The organism is Streptomyces sp. NPDC051109, assembly GCF_044455885.1.
In the GTDB taxonomy this organism is placed as follows: Bacteria; Actinomycetota; Actinomycetes; order Streptomycetales; family Streptomycetaceae; genus Streptomyces.
This window is the reverse complement of the sequence record NZ_JBITFF010000012.1, coordinates 126,330-139,906: the sequence shown is the minus strand read 5'-3', so window position 1 is coordinate 139,906 and position 13,577 is coordinate 126,330. Positions and strand designations below refer to the sequence as shown.

Annotated in this window: 13 protein-coding genes; 10 read left to right on the top strand and 3 right to left on the bottom strand. The window is 74.4% G+C overall.

The genetic code is table 11. The annotated features are described in order from the left end of the window. Positions 1-379: 379 nt before the first annotated feature. From ACIBAD_RS22750 to ACIBAD_RS22735, 4 genes are all read left to right on the top strand, one after another. Complete coding sequence (locus tag ACIBAD_RS22750; protein WP_398908173.1) at positions 380-1,753, top strand: MFS transporter; 1,374 nt, start codon at positions 380-382, stop codon at positions 1,751-1,753. 123 nt (positions 1,754-1,876) lie between these two features. Continuing rightward, positions 1,877-2,362, top strand: a complete 486-nt coding sequence (locus tag ACIBAD_RS22745) for a DUF2771 domain-containing protein (protein ID WP_134073387.1) — start codon at positions 1,877-1,879, stop codon at positions 2,360-2,362. A gap of 13 nt (positions 2,363-2,375) precedes the next feature. After that, positions 2,376-3,110 carry a futalosine hydrolase gene (locus ACIBAD_RS22740; protein WP_398908172.1) on the top strand — a complete coding sequence of 245 codons (735 nt, stop codon included), beginning with the start codon at positions 2,376-2,378 and terminating at the stop codon, positions 3,108-3,110. Beyond that, on the top strand, positions 3,097-3,972 hold the full coding sequence (locus tag ACIBAD_RS22735) for a 1,4-dihydroxy-6-naphthoate synthase (protein WP_398908171.1): 876 nt from the start codon (positions 3,097-3,099) through the stop codon (positions 3,970-3,972). The genes ACIBAD_RS22740 and ACIBAD_RS22735 overlap by 14 nt, the downstream gene beginning before the upstream one ends. A 102-nt stretch (positions 3,973-4,074) precedes the next feature. On the opposite strand, the gene ACIBAD_RS22730 is transcribed toward ACIBAD_RS22735, so the two are convergent. Beyond that, complete coding sequence (locus ACIBAD_RS22730; protein ID WP_030012939.1) at positions 4,075-4,458, bottom strand: cold-shock protein; 384 nt, start codon at positions 4,456-4,458, stop codon at positions 4,075-4,077. A 199-nt stretch (positions 4,459-4,657) separates the two neighbouring features. Here ACIBAD_RS22730 and ACIBAD_RS22725 point away from each other — a divergent pair, with 199 nt between their 5' ends. Beyond that, positions 4,658-4,909 carry a hypothetical protein gene (locus tag ACIBAD_RS22725; RefSeq protein WP_134073381.1) on the top strand — a complete coding sequence of 84 codons (252 nt, stop codon included), beginning with the start codon at positions 4,658-4,660 and terminating at the stop codon, positions 4,907-4,909. Between the two features lie 45 nt (positions 4,910-4,954). On the opposite strand, the gene ACIBAD_RS22720 is transcribed toward ACIBAD_RS22725, so the two are convergent. Both ACIBAD_RS22720 and ACIBAD_RS22715 read right to left on the bottom strand, forming a co-directional pair. Then, entirely contained in the window at positions 4,955-5,617 is a 663-nt protein-coding gene (locus ACIBAD_RS22720; RefSeq protein WP_134073379.1) for an HAD family hydrolase, read from the bottom strand. An 80-nt stretch (positions 5,618-5,697) separates the two neighbouring features. After that, entirely contained in the window at positions 5,698-6,714 is a 1,017-nt protein-coding gene (locus tag ACIBAD_RS22715; protein WP_398908170.1) for a hypothetical protein, read from the bottom strand. A 107-nt stretch (positions 6,715-6,821) separates the two neighbouring features. On the opposite strand from ACIBAD_RS22715, the gene ACIBAD_RS22710 reads away from it, so the two are divergent. The 5 genes from ACIBAD_RS22710 (at position 6,822) to ACIBAD_RS22690 (ending at position 13,557) form a co-directional block, all read left to right on the top strand. Next, the gene (locus ACIBAD_RS22710) at positions 6,822-9,284 is read left to right on the top strand and encodes a helicase-associated domain-containing protein (protein ID WP_398908169.1); all 2,463 of its coding nucleotides are present in this window, start codon (positions 6,822-6,824) and stop codon (positions 9,282-9,284) included. Positions 9,285-9,326: 42 nt separating this feature from the next. Continuing rightward, a complete protein-coding gene (locus tag ACIBAD_RS22705) occupies positions 9,327-9,920 on the top strand; it encodes a DUF4291 domain-containing protein (protein WP_134073373.1) in 594 nt (197 codons plus the stop codon). Positions 9,921-10,228: 308 nt separating this feature from the next. Next, positions 10,229-11,497, top strand: a complete 1,269-nt coding sequence (locus ACIBAD_RS22700) for an LPXTG cell wall anchor domain-containing protein (protein WP_398908168.1) — start codon at positions 10,229-10,231, stop codon at positions 11,495-11,497. 156 nt (positions 11,498-11,653) lie between these two features. After that, complete coding sequence (locus ACIBAD_RS22695) at positions 11,654-11,821, top strand: hypothetical protein (protein WP_398908167.1); 168 nt, start codon at positions 11,654-11,656, stop codon at positions 11,819-11,821. 92 nt (positions 11,822-11,913) lie between these two features. Beyond that, the gene (locus ACIBAD_RS22690) at positions 11,914-13,557 is read left to right on the top strand and encodes a DNA repair helicase XPB (protein WP_134073369.1); all 1,644 of its coding nucleotides are present in this window, start codon (positions 11,914-11,916) and stop codon (positions 13,555-13,557) included. The last annotated feature ends 20 nt before the right edge of the window (positions 13,558-13,577 follow it).

Genomic DNA, 13,577 nt, shown 5'->3' with positions numbered 1-13,577 from the left:
GGTCTCGTTCTCTCCTACGCCGTCTCACGAGTGCGCCGTCCGTACTGTCGTCCTGAACGACCCGTCGGTCCTGTCCGTACGTGGCGCGGGCGGAGCGGACCAGAGGGCCGCGTCGACGTCCGCACCCGATCGGCCTCGGGCGCACCTACCTGCCATCCATTCTGCGGGATAGCGAAGAGGCGCGCGGCCGAGAGCAACCGCCGGTGGCGCGCTACGCACGCTACCCTCTCCGACGCCTTGGGCCCACATGCAAGGTCCGATTCGCGGACGAGACGCTGTGCCGACATCGCCCCTACGACCTCCCGACGCGCGCCCGACGGCGATCCGTCGGCCGCCCGTAACGCGCCGGGACGGGACCGGGAGGGGTCCGTGGGGCACTATGGCGGGTGTGGCACCCGTACGGTCGTCCCGCGACGGCTCGGGACCGGCCAGACGGGCCGGCCGGGCCGTCGGTCGTGCCCTGCAGCGCCCCTTCACCGGTACGGCGCGCGGGATCCGGCGGGCGACGCACGCGCACGGGGCCGGCGAATCCGGTCTCGGCAAGCTGATCGAGCTGCACGCCATCAACGGCGCCGGCGATGTGATGATCACGGTGGCGCTGGCCTCGACGGTGTTCTTCTCGGTACCCACGGACGAGGCACGCGGCCGCGTCGCCCTGTACCTGGCGATCACCATGGCCCCCTTCACCGTCCTGGCCCCGGTGATCGGCCCGGCGCTGGACCGGCTGCCGCACGGCCGGCGGGCCGCGATGGCCTGCGCCATGCTCGCGCGGGCGCTGCTCGCGGTGATGATGTCGGGCGCGGTGGCCACGGGCGGACTGGAGCTCTACCCGGCGGCGCTGGGCGTGCTCGTCGCGTCCAAGGCGTACGGGGTGGTCCGCAGCGCGGTGGTGCCGCGGCTGCTCCCCCCGAATTTCTCACTCGTCAAGGCGAACTCCCGGGTCACCCTGGCAGGCCTGCTCGCCACCGCCGCGGCGGCGCCCGTCGCGGCGGGGCTGCACGCCATCGGGCCGCCGTGGCCGCTGTACGGGGCCTGCGCCATCTTCGTGTGGGGCACGTTCGCGGCGTTCTCGCTGCCGCACAAGGTGGACGAGGCCAAGGGCGAGCGGCGGGCCCGGCTGTCCACGCACGAGCCGCATTCGCGCAAGCCGGGCCTGCGCACGGTGAGCCCGTCCGTGCTGTGCGGTCTGCTGGCGAACGCCTCGATGCGCGCACTGTCCGGGTTCCTGATCTTCTTCCTGGCGTTCCTGCTGCGCGAGCACCCGCTCGCCGGCCAGAGCGCGGCGGTCTCGCTGGGCATCGTGGGCGTCTCGGCGGGCGTCGGGAACGCCTGCGGGACGGCGGCGGGCGCCTGGCTGCGGGCACGGGCCCCGGAGACGATCATCGCGTCGGTGCTGTCGGCGACCCTGGCGGTGGCGATCCTGGCGGCGGTGTTCTTCAGCGGGCTGTTCATGGCCGTACTGGGGGCCACGGCGGGCTTCTGCCAGGCCCTGGCCAAGCTGTCGCTGGACGCGATGATCCAGCGGGACGTGCCCGAGGCCGTGCGGACGTCCGCGTTCGCCCGTTCGGAGACGCTGCTCCAGATGGCTTGGGTGCTGGGCGGCGCGATCGGCATCGCGCTGCCGCTGAACGGGGCCCTGGGCATGGCCGTGGCCGCGGCGATCGTCGCGGCGGGCACCGTGATGGCCCTCCGCGGCCGCCTTTCCGCCCCCCGCCACCACCATCCGGGCTCCCCCCGCCCCCGAGTGGCGTAGGAGGGGGGTACGGCGGGGCATGCCCGGGCAAACCGGCCCGGCGGGGCGGGCCGCGCGCCGCGCGGCAGGCCACGGACACCCCCGTGCGGCGGCGGAGCGGGGTGGCCCGATAGCCTTCGGCTCATGACCGCACCGCTTTTCTCGGGTAGGGGCCGCCGCAGCGTCGCGGCCCTCGGAGCCGTGTCCGCCGGCCTCCTCCTTCTCTCCGCCTGCGACAAGCCGACGCCGCTGGCGACCGTGACGGTCGGCACGTCGTCGGTGTCCACCGAGGCCGTCTGCTCCGATGCCAAGGAGCTCTCCATGGACAAGGTCCAGGAGTGCCTCACCGACATGAAGGACGCCAAGACCATCGACTACGGCCGCGGGGACACCCTGCGTCTCGGCGTCGAGCCGGAAGTCGTCGAGGACGGCAAGCGGTGGCAGGCGGTCCTGGACGGCCAGCCGATCACCGAGCCCTCCTCCAACACCTACCGCAGCTTCCCGGGCGCCGACCTGTTCGCCACCGGCGGCCAGGGCGAGGCCCCGTCCTCCAAGAAGCTGAACATCGTCCAGGTCGGCGAGGACGGCAAGCCGCTCGCCGTCTGGGCCTACAACGTCAAGCTCAAGTAGCCACGTACCGACGGTGCGCGCGCTCATCGTGACCGCGGTGGCGGCGGAGGCAGACTCCGTCGCCAATGGCCTGACCGGACCCACCCCTCATCCGGATCCGGTGACGCCGGAGCCGCGCGCCCTCCCCGGCGGATACCTCCTCTCCCGGCGCGATCTTCCCGGCCTCGCCGCCGACGTCCTCGTCGGCGGGGTGGGGCCGGCCGCCGCCGCGGCCGCCACGGCCACCGCGCTCGCGCTGGCCGACTACTCCCTCGTCGTCTCCGCCGGCATAGGCGGCGGGTTCGCGCCCGCCGCCCCGGTCGGCTCCCTCGTGGTCGCCGACGCCGTCGTCGCCGCCGACCTCGGGGCCGAGACCCCCGACGGCTTCCTCGACGTACGGCAGCTCGGCTTCGGGCACAGCGTGCACCTGCCGCCCGCCGAGCTCGCCGCCCGCGCCGCCGAGGCCACCGGGGCGCTGCTCGCGCCCGTGCTGACCGTCTCCACCGTCACCGGCACCGCCGAGGGCGCGGCCCGCCTCGCCGCCCGGCATCCGCTCGCCGGGGCCGAGGCCATGGAGGGCTTCGGCGTCGCCGAGGCGGCCGCCGCCCACCGGCTCCCGGTGCTGGAGATCCGCGCCGTGTCCAACGCCGTCGGCCCCCGCGACCGCGACACCTGGCGGATCGGGGACGCGCTGGCCGCGCTCACCGCCGGATTCCGCGCCCTGGGGCCCGTACTCGTCACCTGGGGAGAACGCCATGAGCACCGCTGAACGGCCCGCCGTACGACCCGCCGGACCGCTCGCCATCGCCTATTCGCCCTGCCCGAACGACACCTTCGTCTTCGACGCCTGGGCCCACGGCCGGATCCCCGGCGCACCCGGCCTCGACGTCACCTTCGCCGACATCGACATCACCAACGGCATGGCCGAGCGCGGCGAGCTGGACGTGCTGAAGGTGTCGTACGCCGTGCTGCCGTGGGTGCTGGAGGAGTACGCGCTGCTCCCGTGCGGCGGGGCGCTCGGGCGCGGCTGCGGGCCCCTCGTCCTCACGCGTGAGCCGGGGGCGGACCTGGCCGGCAAGACCGTCGCCGTGCCCAGCGAACGCTCCACCGCCTACCTGCTGTTCCGGCTGTGGGCCGCGGACGTGCTGCCCGAGGGCGTCGGCAAGGTCGTGGTGATGCCGTTCCACGAGATCATGCCGGCCGTCCGTGACGGCCGGGTCGACGCCGGACTGGTCATCCACGAGGCCCGGTTCACGTATCAGGACTACGGGCTGCACCGCCTGGCCGACATGGGCGAGCACTGGGAGCACACGACCGGCCTGCCGATCCCGCTCGGCGCGATCATCGCGAAGCGCTCGCTGGGCGCCGAGACGCTGCGCGCGCTCGCCGAGTCGGCCCGTGCGTCGGTCCGGATGGCCTGGGAGGACCCGGAGGCTTCCCGCCCGTACGTCCGCGCCCACGCGCAGGAGCTGGACCCGGCCGTCGCCGACCAGCACATCGGGCTGTACGTCAACGAGTTCACCGCCGACCTGGGCGATTCCGGGTACGCGGCGGTGCGCGGGCTGTTGACGCGGGCCGCGGCGGAGGGTCTGGTACCGGCCATCGCGCCGGACGCGCTGGACTTCCCGTAGGCGGTTTCAGGCCGCCTCCGGGACGCCTCCCCGTACGTACGACGGTGCCCCGGCCCTCTCGGAGGGCCGGGGCACCGTCGTACGTACGGGCTCGGTGAGGGCTCAGACGTCGAGCTGGTCCGCCACCGCGCGCAGCAGGCCGGCGATCTTCGTCCCGTGCACCTTGTCGGGGTAGCGGCCGCGCTCCAGCATCGGGGTGATGTTCTCCAGCAGGGTCGTGAGGTCCTGCACGATCGAGGCGAGCTCGTCGGGCTTGCGGCGCTGAGCGGCCGCGACCGAGGGCGCCGGGTCCAGCACCGTCACGGAAAGCGCCTGGTCACCGCGCTGTCCGGCGACGACGCCGAACTCGACGCGCTGGCCGGGCTTGAGGGCGTCGACCCCGGCCGGGAGCACCGACGAGTGGACGAAGACGTCTCCGCCGTCGTCGCGGGAGAGAAAGCCGAAGCCCTTCTCACTGTTGAACCACTTGACCTTGCCGGTAGGCACGTCCGTCCTCTGTCCTTGTGCTCGTCGGGGTCCGGTACGCCGCGCGGCGGGTCCGGACAACAGCGCAGCGGGTCATGACGACCCGCCGTCTCCAGGCTAGTGGGCGATCGACAGGAGACAAGACGTTCCCCGGTCCTTCGCCGGCTCTTCCCCTTCGGCTGCGCTGTGGCTGCTTCGGCCAGGGAACTACCCTGGTGGGGTGACTGTTACTCCTCATGGCGATGAAGCGCGGCCCGGCGACGGCCTGGTGCGCGCCGGTGGCATCGTGTTCATCGCGGGCGCCGTGGCGACCCTCGTGACGATGGCCCCGCTGTTCCTGGACGTCGACCCGTTCCCCTCGTACGCGTGGGCCGTGTGCATGCTGATGGGCGTCGGCTTCGCAATCTCGGCGGCGGGCGTGCTGCGCTCGGCGGCGGCCCAGCGCCGGGCCGCCCGCGCGTCCCAGGCCTGACTCCCCGTCGGGGCGGGGCGGGGCCTTCAGGGCGGGACCTCCGGGTCAGACCGCCTGCGTGCGGACGTACTCCGTGAGCCACTGCGGCAGGGCGGTGAGGTCCGGCAGCACCACGTCGGCGCCCGCCTCCCGCAGTTCCGGCTCGGGGCACGGGCCGGTCGGCACCGCCACCGACAGCGCGCCGGCCGTACGGGCCCCGCGTACGTCGCCCACGTGGTCGCCGACGTAGACCTGCGCCCCGTACTCGCGCAGCGCGCCCGCCTTGGCCTCGGCCCACAGCCAGCCGACGACGGCGTCCGGCTCGATACCGAGGTGCGCGAGGTGCAGCCGGGCGTTGGGCTCGTGCTTGGCCGTGACGACGATCGCGCGGCCGCCCAGCGCCTGGACGGCCGCGATCGCCTCGCGGGCACCGGGCATCGCCGGCGTCGGCGCGATGGCGTGCGTGGGATAGATCTCCCGGTACCGGTCGGCCATGGCGGGGATCTCCGCCTCCGGGAACCAGTAGGCGAGCTCCTCGTCCAGCGGCGGACCGAGCCGCGTGACCGCCTCGTCGGCATCGATGAACGTCCCCGTCTCGGCGGAGAGCGCCTGGTAGGCGGCCTTGATCCCGGGGCGCGAGTCGATGAGGGTCATGTCGAGGTCGAAGCCGACCGTCAGCTGGGCGGGCACGGCCGGCACGGCGGGCACGGCGGGGGTCTCGGAGCTCATGCGCCCATTGTGCCGATCCGGGGCCGACGGGGAGGAACGCCGGCCTTGGCCTCGCCTTACGGTCAGTGGAATTCGCGGCCTCAGCGGCGGCGGGAGCGCCAGGCCAGGTAAAGGGCCGAGGCGACGGCCGCGCCCCGGGCCAGCCAGGGCCACATGCCCTGGAAGACCCCGCCCAGCCCCTCGTCCGCCAGCGGCGCGCCCCAGCGCCCCTCCAGGCGGCCCCACAGCCACACCACCGCACCGGCGAAGACGGCCCCGGGCACACCGAACACGACCGCCTTGCGCTCGGCGGGCCCCAGCACCCGCGAGGCGTACGCGAGCAGCCAGCCGCCGATCAGCAGCAGCCAGGAGCCGGTGACCGCGCCCGCCACGAGCACGGCCGCGGCCAACAGCAGGAAGGCGTGCGGCTTCGGGCGCGGGGCGACTGCGGACGCCGCCTCCGGGCCGCCGGCCGCGGCCCCTGCCGCCGCCCTCGCATCCGCCCTGGCCCGCCGGCGCTGCTTCAGGAACCGTACGAGCCCCCGTACCGCCGAACCGTCTTCGGCGGCGGGCGCACCCGCCGAACCGGCCGCGGGCTCCGGCTTCTCCTCCTCCACCGGCTTCCGGAACAGCTCCGGGATCTCCACCCCGCCCGCGAAGCCCTCCACCTGCGGCCCGGCCCCGAACGGGCCCGGCGCTACGCGCCACCAGTCGGGCTCCGCCCCGCCGTCGGCGCCGAGCTCGTCGAGCCCCGCCAGGTGCGGCGGCGCGGGCGCGGTGTCCGCCGGGCGCGGCTCCGGTACGGCCTTGCGGCGCAGCCTGCCGGGCCCCCGCTGCGCCGGCACGGCCGGAGCCGCGTCGGGGGTGGCTGCCCGCGTCTGCGGCGCCGGCGACGCGCCCATGCCGTCGAGGACCTCCTCCGGCGTGCCGATCCGCTCCAGGATGCGCCGTACGGCCGCCGGGGTCTCCGGCTCGTACTTGGCGCGCCGCCGGTCGATCTCGTCCCGCAACCCCGCCACCAGCCGCATCCGGTCCCCGGAGGACAGCTGCCGCCGCTGCGCCAAGTCCCCGACCCGGCTCAGATATTCGTAGACCAGATGGTCGCTCTCGATCCCCATGCCCGGCTCCTCCCGTACCACCCACCGGAAAGGTAGCGCGTGCGCCCGTGGAGCGGCCGAGGGCTCAGCGGATACCGTTGGCCGGATGGGGACCGGCCGACGCGACCATGGAGGCGACCGTGCCTGAGCCAAGCAGCGCTGCGGGAAGCGCCACAGCGAGCAGCGCCCCGCGCTCCCTCGCCGAGGCGCTGCGCGCCCGCGACGACGCGTCGCTCGCCGCCCTGCTGCACGCGCGCCCGGACCTGCTCGGGCCGGTGCCGGGTGACATGACGCAGCTGGCCACCCGGGCCGGCACCCGGGCCTCGGTGGTCCGCGCGCTGGACCGGCTCGACCGGTTCGCGCTGCAGACCGCGGAGGCCCTCGCGGTGGCCCCGGACCCGTGCCCGTACCCGGTGCTGGAGTCGCTGCTGGCCGGCGAGCACGGCAGCGGCCCCGGCAGCGGCGCGGACAACGGCGCCCGCGCCGAACTCCCGCGCGCCGTGGCCACCCTGCGCGACCAGGCCCTGGTGTGGGGCGACGACGAGCGGCTGCGGCTGGTCCGCACCGCCCGCGAGCTGCTCGCGCCGTCCGCCGGGCGGCCCTCCCCGACCGGCCTCGGGCCGACCGTCGCGGAGGCCACCGCCGGGATGTCGCCGACGCGGATCCAGGAGATCGTGGCGGCGGCCGGGCTGCCCGCCACGCACGACCCGGTGTCCGCCGTGACGGCGCTGACCGGGCTGTTCACCGACCCGGAGCGGATGTCGGCGCTGCTGGACGAGGCCCCCGCGGAGGCCCACCAGGTGCTCGGCCGGCTCGTGTGGGGGCCGCCGTACGGGGAGGTCACGCCGAACCCGACCCCGCCCGTGCGCTGGCTGCGCGATCGCGGGCTGCTGCTGCCGGCGTCGGCGCGGACCGTCGTACTGCCCCGCGAGGTGGCGCTGCACCTGCGCGGCGGCCTCGCGCACCGGCAGACGGAGCCGCTGGCCCCGGCGGTGCCCGCCGACCGCGAGCACCGTCCACAGCTTGTGGACGCGAACGCGGCCGGGCAGGCGCTGGCCGCGCTGGCCACCGTCGAGGAGCTCGTGAAGTCCTGGGAGCACGCCGGGCCGCCGGTGCTGCGGGCCGGCGGACTGTCCGTACGCGACCTGAAGCGGACGGCGGCCACCCTGGACGCCACCGAGCCGGTGGCCGCGTTCTGGATCGAACTCGCCTACGCGGCCGGGCTGCTGGCCAGCGACGGCGAGGCCGACGAGCGGTACGCGCCCACCCCCGCCTTCGACGACTGGGTGGAACTCCCGCCCGCCGAGCGGTGGTCGGCCCTCGCCCGGGCCTGGCTGCCGGCCACCCGGACCGCCGGCCTGGTCGGCGATCAGGACGCCAAGGGCCGCACCCTGGCCGCGCTCGGCCCCGACCTCGACCGCTCCGCCGCCCCCGAGGTGCGCCGGCGCGTCCTCGAACTCCTCGCCGCCCTGCCCGAAGGCGCCTCCGCCGACGCCGACGCGCTGCTCGCGCGGCTCGACTGGGAGCGGCCGGTACGGGGGGCGAGCGCGCTGCGCGCCCGCCTCGCGCGGTGGACGCTGACCGAGGCCGAGGTGCTCGGCGTCACCGGCCGCGGCGCGCTCGCGGCGCACGGCCGCGCGCTGCTGGAGCACCGCGACCCGGCTCCGCTGCTGGCGCCGCTGTTCCCGGAGCCGGTGGACCACGTACTGCTCCAGGCCGACCTGACGGCGGTGGCCCCGGGGCCGCTGCGCCGGGCACTCGGCGATGTCCTGGCCGTCCTCGCGGACGTGGAGTCCAAGGGCGGGGCGACCGTCTACCGTTTCACGCCCGGTTCCGTACGGCGGGCCCTGGACTCCGGGCGGACCGCCTCCGACCTGCACGCCTTCCTCGCCGAGCACAGCATCACGCCGGTTCCGCAGCCGCTGGCGTACCTGATCGACGACGTGGCCCGGCGACACGGGCACCTGCGGGTCGGGGTGGCCTCCTCGTACGTGCGCTGCGACGACGACGGCATGCTGAACGAGATCCTGGCCGACCGGCGGTCCGCCGGGCTGGGGCTGCGGCGCCTGGCCCCGACGGTGCTGGCGGCGCAGGCCGAACCGGGCGCGCTGCTGGACGGGTTGCGGACCATGGGCTACGCGCCGGCCGCGGAGTCGCTGACCGGGGACGTGGTCGTGGCGCGGGCCGACGCCCGCCGCACGCCGGCGCGTTCGGCTCCGGTCCCGGTGCCGGACGGGCCTCCGGTACCGGACGAGACGCTGCTGGGGGCGGCCGTACGGGCCATCCGCGCGGGCGATCTGGCGGCGACGGCGGTGCGCAAGGAGCCGGCCGCGGCCGCCGTCGTCCCGGGCGAACTCCCGCGCACGAGCGCGGCGGAGACCCTGGCCACGGTGCAGGCGGCCGCGCTGACCGGATCGGCGGTGTGGATCGGGTACGTGAACGCGGACGGCGCGGCGAGCCAGCGGGTCATCGCCCCGGTCCGGGTGGAGGGCGGCTTCGTCACCGGGTACGACCACACGGCGGACGAGGTGCGGACGTACGCGCTGCACCGGATCACGGGGGTCGCGGAGCTGGCGGAGGAGCACCTGTAAAACGGCTGGCGGCGAGGGGTCCCCGCCGCGCACCCTTGCCGCATGCAGGAAGTACGAGCCGCCCGGCAGATCAGGGCCGCCCACACCGACACCACGGTGACCGTCTACCAGGCGTACGCGCCCGCGCTGGGGCTGCCCGCGGCGCGCGAGGGCCGGTTCCCGCCCGCCTGGAAGCGGGAGCGGATGACGTGGATCAAGCCGTCGTTCCTGTGGATGATGTACCGCTGCGGCTGGGCCACCAAGGCCGACCAGGAGACGGTGCTGGCCGTCGAGATCACCCGCGGGGGGTTCGACCACGCGCTGCGCCGCGCCTGCCTGTCCCACTACGAACGCGGCACGCACGCCGACCACGAGACCTGGCAGCGGGCCCTGCGCGACTCCCCCGCCCGCGTCCAGTGGGACCCGGAGCGCGACCTGCACCTGAACCCGCTGGCCCACCGCTCGCTCCAGCTGGGCCTGTCCGGGTCGGCGTCGCGCGCGTACGCCGACGAGTGGACGGTCTCCATCCGCGACGTGACTGCGCTGGCCCGGGAGATCCACGGTCTGGTCCGGTCGGGCGAGGAGGCCGCGGCGCGGGCGCTGCTGCCGGTGGAGACGCCGTATCCGGCGCCCCCGCTGGGGCATCTGGGCGCGTAGCGTCCGGACAGCGGGAGAAGCGGAATACGAGGCATCGTTTTCGCAGTTCAGAGGGGTGGTGGGGGTCCTTCGACCCCTGTTGCAGAGCGGTGACACACGGGCGATGGATTGGTGATCCACGATGTGTGAAGATCAGTTCATCGCAGCAAGCGGCCGAGGAAGCAGAACCGGCGCCGGAGCGAAAACCCGCACCACCCGCCACCGGCGCTCCGCCGCGGCACCTCGCACGTCCTCTTCCGTCTGTTCCGCCGGCCGCCACCGCTCTGCGCTGCTCGCCTGCCTTCGTGATTCCTTGGGGGGAGTCCACCATGTCCGCTCGCACCGCCACCCGCCGTTCCTTCCGCACCGCGGCCGCCACCGCCGTCGTCGCCACCGTCGCCGGTACCGTCCTGATGCCGCTGTCGGCGTACGCCGCACCGGCCGCCGACAACCACGACGCGCTGAAGCTGGCCATGAGCGCCCCGGTGCCGAGCGGCCCGCTGACCCGCGGCGGTGCGACGGAGACCTTCGAGCTGACCGCCACCAACACCACGGACAAGGCGAGCTCCTTCCACCCCTGGCTGCTCCTCCACGGCGCCGGCGCGAGCCCGCTGGGGCAGAGCGACGTCGTCTTCAAGGTCGAGGGCGTGACCGCGCCGGCGACCGAGTCCTCCATCGGGCAGCAGGACGGCGAGTGGCAGGGCCTGTTCCGCCCGGCGGGCAAGCCGGGCGGCGAGGGCTTCGAGATCCCGGCGGGCGCCAAGATGACCTGGAAGGTCACGATCGGCCTCGGCAAGAGCTACCCGACCACCAACGGCGACTTCGAGCTGAAGGCCGCCAGCTACTCGGGCGAGGTGGCGGAGGGCAACACCGCCTCCCTGACCTTCAAGACGGACCCGTCGGTCAAGACGGGCAAGCTGGAGACCGCGTTCAAGAACGTCGGCGACTGCAAGGGCGTGCCCGCGCTCCAGTGCCGCGAGATGGACCTGACCTACCGCCTCACCGGCGACGGCGCGTTCAAGACGGCGCTGTACACCTCGCTGGGCGTGAACTTCGGCAGCAACGTCAAGGTGCCCAACCTCCAGCTGGAGATGCTCGTCAACGGCAAGTGGCAGGGCGTCAGCACCGCCGACCCGTACAACTTCGTGCTGCCGACGATCCCGGAGGGCTTCAGCGCCGCCTCCGGCGAGCGCGTCCTGCACCTGCGGACCTCGTTCGGCCCGAACACGGACTACAAGAAGGCCACCGACGTCACCCTGCAGGCGAGCGTCGCCCTGGCCGAGGGCAACACCTACGAGTTCTCGGGCGACGAGACGAAGTTCCAGCTCGCCCCGGCCACCGCGACCACGTCGCCCTCGCCGGCCCCGAGCAAGTCCGCCACGGCGCAGCCCTCCGCGTCCCCCTCGCCCTCGTCCTCCACCACGGCGGCCGCCGCGGCGAACACCAACACCAAGGCCACCGGCGCCACGGGCTCCCTCGCCCACACCGGCGCCGACTCGAACACCGGCCTGTACTCCGGCCTGGCCGCCGTCCTCGTCGCCCTCGGCGGCGCCGCGGCTTGGCTCGGCGCCCGCCGCCGCCGCGCGACGCGCGTCTGATCACCGCACTCCGAAGGGGCCCGGCACACACGTGCCGGGCCCCTTCGCCGTTCCCCGTCCGCTCCACGCACGCATTCCGGCGGGCGCAGGCGGCGCACCTCACGAGCCGCCCGGCTCCCGTCGCCGGGATCTGCGGCCCGGGCCCCGCACGTGCGGGTGCCGGCGCAGAGCCGCGTTCTTCCCGGCGGCACCCTCCGTGTCTCGGACGAGTCCCTCGAGGTCGCCTGGTTCCGGCCCGAGGACGTGGCGGGGCTGCCCATGGTCCCCGCCGTCCGCAAGCGCCTCGACGACTGGCGGGCGGGGCGCGGGCCCGTCGTGCGGTAGCGCGCGGGCCCCCCACACGGGCCCGGATACGGCAGACTGGAGGTTTGGCCGTCCGCGTTCGGGCGGCCACCCCACGCAGGAAAGGGACGTTTGTGAACGGGCCTCTCATCGTCCAGAGCGACAAAACACTGCTTCTTGAGGTCGACCACGAGCTCGCCGGGGCGGCGCGGCGGGCCATCGCCCCCTTCGCCGAGCTGGAGCGGGCCCCCGAGCACATCCACACGTACCGGATCACCCCGCTCGGCCTGTGGAACGCGCGGGCCGCCGGGCACGACGCCGAGCAGGTCGTCGACGCGCTCGTCGAGTTCTCCCGCTACCCCGTCCCGCACGCGCTGCTCGTCGACGTCGCCGAGACCATGGCGCGCTACGGCCGCCTCACCCTCTCCAAGCACCCCGTGCACGGACTGGTCCTGACCAGCACCGACCGGCCCGTGCTGGAGGAGATCCTGCGCTCGAAGAAGATCGCCCCGCTCGTCGGGGCCCGGCTCGACCCCGACACCGTGGCCGTGCACCCCTCCGAGCGCGGGCAGATCAAGCAGACCCTGCTGAAGCTGGGCTGGCCGGCCGAGGACCTCGCCGGGTACGTCGACGGCGAGGCGCACCCGATCGAGCTGGAGGAGAACGGCTGGGCGCTGCGGCCGTACCAGCAGCAGGCCGTCGAGGGCTTCTGGCACGGCGGCTCGGGCGTGGTCGTCCTGCCCTGCGGCGCCGGAAAGACGCTGGTCGGGGCCGGGGCCATGGCGAAGGCCAAGGCGACGACGCTGATCCTGGTCACGAACACCGTCTCGGCCCGCCAGTGGAAGCACGAGCTGGTCAAGCGGACCTCGCTGACGGAGGAGGAGATCGGCGAGTACTCCGGCACCCGCAAGGAGATCCGGCCGGTCACCATCGCCACGTACCAGGTCCTGACGACGAAGCGGAAGGGCGTCTACCCGCACCTGGAGCTGTTCGACTCCCGGGACTGGGGCCTGATCCTCTACGACGAGGTGCACCTGCTGCCGGCGCCGGTGTTCAAGTTCACCGCCGACCTCCAGGCCCGGCGGCGGCTCGGCCTGACCGCGACGCTGGTGCGCGAGGACGGCCGCGAGTCGGACGTGTTCTCGCTGATCGGACCCAAGCGGTTCGACGCGCCGTGGAAGGAGATCGAGGCGCAGGGCTACATCGCGCCTGCGGACTGCGTCGAGGTCCGGGTGAACCTGACCGAGAGCGAGCGGCTGGCATACGCGACCGCCGAGACCGAGGAGAAGTACCGCTTCTGCGCGACGACGGCGACGAAGCGGAAGGTCACCGAGGCGCTCGTCGCGAAGCACAAGGGCGAGCAGACGCTGGTCATCGGGCAGTACATCGACCAGCTCGACGAGCTCGGCGAGCACCTGGACGCGCCCGTCATCAAGGGCGAGACCTCCAACGCTCAGCGGGAGAAGCTCTTCGACGCCTTCCGCGAGGGCGAGATCAGCGTGCTGGTGGTGTCGAAGGTCGCGAACTTCTCGATCGACCTCCCCGAGGCCACGGTCGCGATCCAGGTGTCCGGTACGTTCGGCTCCCGCCAGGAGGAGGCCCAGCGGCTGGGCCGCGTACTGCGCCCGAAGGCGGACGGCCACGAGGCGCGGTTCTACTCGGTCGTCGCGCGCGACACGATCGACCAGGACTTCGCGGCCCACCGCCAGCGCTTCCTCGCCGAACAGGGCTACGCCTACCGCATCATGGACGCCGACGACATCCTGACCAGCGACTGACCGGCCCGCCGCCCGGTCGC

What these genes read in the sequence shown, in the direction of transcription:
- ACIBAD_RS22715 (WP_398908170.1), bottom strand. Translation starts at nt 6,714, where the DNA reads ATGGGGATCGAGAGCGACCATCTGGTCTACGAATATCTGAGCCGGGTC.
- ACIBAD_RS22700 (WP_398908168.1), top strand. Translation starts at nt 10,229, where the DNA reads ATGTCCGCTCGCACCGCCACCCGCCGTTCCTTCCGCACCGCGGCCGCC.
- ACIBAD_RS22705 (WP_134073373.1), top strand. Translation starts at nt 9,327, where the DNA reads ATGCAGGAAGTACGAGCCGCCCGGCAGATCAGGGCCGCCCACACCGAC.
- ACIBAD_RS22745 (WP_134073387.1), top strand. Translation starts at nt 1,877, where the DNA reads ATGACCGCACCGCTTTTCTCGGGTAGGGGCCGCCGCAGCGTCGCGGCC.
- ACIBAD_RS22735 (WP_398908171.1), top strand. Translation starts at nt 3,097, where the DNA reads ATGAGCACCGCTGAACGGCCCGCCGTACGACCCGCCGGACCGCTCGCC.
- ACIBAD_RS22720 (WP_134073379.1), bottom strand. Translation starts at nt 5,617, where the DNA reads ATGAGCTCCGAGACCCCCGCCGTGCCCGCCGTGCCGGCCGTGCCCGCC.
- ACIBAD_RS22710 (WP_398908169.1), top strand. Translation starts at nt 6,822, where the DNA reads ATGGAGGCGACCGTGCCTGAGCCAAGCAGCGCTGCGGGAAGCGCCACA.
- ACIBAD_RS22750 (WP_398908173.1), top strand. Translation starts at nt 380, where the DNA reads ATGGCGGGTGTGGCACCCGTACGGTCGTCCCGCGACGGCTCGGGACCG.